This window comes from Microcoleus sp. Pol12B4 (assembly GCF_036701385.1).
In the GTDB taxonomy this organism is placed as follows: Bacteria; Cyanobacteriota; Cyanobacteriia; order Cyanobacteriales; family Microcoleaceae; genus Microcoleus.
In genome coordinates, this window is sequence record NZ_JAUBQR010000339.1 from 1 (window position 1) to 2,754 (window position 2,754).

Below are 2,754 nucleotides of genomic sequence, written 5' to 3' on the forward strand. Positions count from 1 at the left end.
AAATCACCTACCGAGAACTCAACGATCGCGCCAATCAACTCGCCCATCACCTGCAAAACTTGGGAGTTGAACCAGAGGTCGTTGTTGGCATTTGCCTCGATCGCTCCTTAGAAACAATCGTAGGAATGCTAGGCATTCTCAAAGCAGGTGCCGCGTATTTACCCATAGACCCGGCAACCCCAGCAGATCGCAAGGCACTCATGCTAGAAGATGCCCGAGTTCAGGTGCTGATAACGCAACAGCGACTCGCTGAAAGCTTGCCGAAAACTCAGGTAAATATTGTTTGCATCGATACAGACATTCCCACTGTTTCTGCCTCTTACACGCCTCGCGCTTCTTCTGAAAATTTAGCTTACGTCATCTATACTTCCGGTTCCACTGGCACGCCCAAGGGAGTAGCGATCGAACACGGGCAACTGCTCAATTACCTGTACAGCATTCAGGAAAAATTAAACCTGCCATCAGGTGCTAGTTTCGCCACCGTTTCTACCTTCGCAGCAGACTTGGGAAATACAGCGATTTTCCCGGCACTTTGTTCGGGTGGATGCCTCCATATAGTATCCCAAGAACGCGCCACCGATCCAGAAGCACTGGGTGAATATTTCCGCCGCCATTCTATCGATTGCCTCAAGATTGTTCCCTCGCACCTTGCTGCTCTTTTAACTTCTTCTCAAGCCGAGTCTATTTTGCCACGAAAACGGCTAATTTTAGGCGGTGAAGCTGCAAGCTGGGAATTGATTCAAGAAATTCGTAAAATCAATCCAGATTGCCTTATTTTCAATCACTACGGGCCAACAGAAGCGACGGTGGGCGTACTAACCTATCAAGTGTATGGCGAGGAATTGAAAGGAATTTCCGAGACAGTTCCACTCGGCAGACCAATAGCAAATACCCAGATTTATCTACTGGATTCCCATTTGCAGCCAGTGCCAGTAGGCGTGCCTGGGGAACTGCACATCGGCGGTAGCAGTCTGGCGCGGGGCTATCTCAACCGCCCCGAATTGACGGCAGAAAAATTTATTCCGAACCCATTCGGTGCGCCTGAAGCACATCTTTATAAAACGGGTGATTTGGCTCGTTATTTGCCAGACGGAAACATCGAATTTATCGGGCGAATTGACAATCAAGTAAAAATCCGGGGCTTCCGCATTGAATTGGGAGAAATTGAGGCAGCGTTAGGGCAGCATCCAGATATCGCGCAGGCTGTAGTGGTGGCGCGGGAAGATGCGCCTGGTGAAAAGCGCCTCGTGGGTTATTTTGTTTCTGATCGGAAACAAGCACCAAGCAGCAGCGAACTTCGCCGTTTCTTAGCGACAAAATTGCCTGAGTACATGGTGCCTTGGGCTTTTGTAACGCTCAAAAGTTTGCCTTTAACTCCTAACGGAAAGGTAGACCGGCGATCGCTCCCAGAACCCGACAGTGCCAGAGCGAAATTAGAAGGAACTTTCGCAGAACCTCGCACGCCTGCCGAGGAAACTATCGCCCAGATTTGGGGGCAACTGCTAGAGGTCGAAAAAGTAGGAATTTACGATAACTTTTTCGAGTTAGGCGGAGATTCGATATCCAGTATTCGCATCGTCGCCAAAATCAATCAAGCCGGCTTGCGCGTGACGCCCAAACAACTGTTTGAGTGTCCCACTGTGGCCGAGCTTGCAGCCGTTGCAGGCACAATTGAGACGGCAGAAAAACTGCTGCCTATTCTCCCAATACAGCAGGAATTTTTAGAAGAAAAAATTTCCGGTAAATGCCAGAGCTTTTTATTTAAAACAGACTCGGCAATCGCTCCTGAACTATGGCAGCAAGCGGTGCAAAAATTGCTCGATCGCCACGACATTCTTCGCCTGCAATTTCTCCATACAGAATCGGGCTGGCAGCAAATGTACGGTAGTTTAGAGGAAATTCAAACAGAACCTTTCTCATACATCGATTTATCGGCGTTGCCAGCGAGCGAACGAGAAATTACTTTAGAAAGAACGGCAGCCGAGCTAAAAGAAAGTTTGAATCCAGCCGAGGGAATTCTCTGGCGAGTGGCTTTGTTTAACCAGGGAAACGATCGACCCAACAGCCTGCTATTAACGATTCATCAACTGGTGGCAGATAGCGTTTCGTGGCAAATTTTGCTAGAGGAGCTTTCTGCGGCGATCGCGCAGTTGAGTCAGGGGCAATCCGTAGAATTACCGCCCGCAACAGCAACTTTTAAACGGTGGTCAGAATTTCTGCAAGAGTACGCCAAATCGCCACAAATTCAGCAAGAGCGAGATTACTGGCTCGCTGCGCGTCAAGAAGTCTCAAAACTGCCCGTTGATTCTCCAAGCAACGATCGGGCAAACGCTGTATTAGTTTTGCTCGATGTTGAAGAAACTCGCACTTTGCTGCAAAAAGTGCCAGCAGCTTATGGAACCCAAACGAGCGAAGTATTGCTGACTGCATTGGTGCAAACTTTTAATCAATGGACGAAAGCGGATTCCTTGCAGGTGGATTTGGAGGCTTCGGGGCGAGAAATTTTTGCCAAAGATATCGATTTGTCGCGCACGATCGGCTGCTTTGCGGCGATTTTCCCGGTGCAGCTCATTCTCAAGGGAATCTCTGGGCCTGGGGAAGCTTTAAAGGCGATTAAAGAGCAGGTGCGGGGCGTACCCAATCGAGGTGCTGGCTTTGGGGTACTGCGCTATTTGGGCGATGGCGCAGAAGTAGCGGCGCATCTGCAAGCCTTGGATCGATCGCAGATTAGATTTAACTACCGCGAGCAATTCG

General features: G+C 49.4%; 1 protein-coding gene. It reads left to right on the top strand.

From position 1 onward, the window contains the following. On the top strand, window positions 1–2,754 hold a 2,754-nt coding region (locus tag QUA38_RS27630; protein ID WP_333167537.1), incomplete at both ends, for an amino acid adenylation domain-containing protein.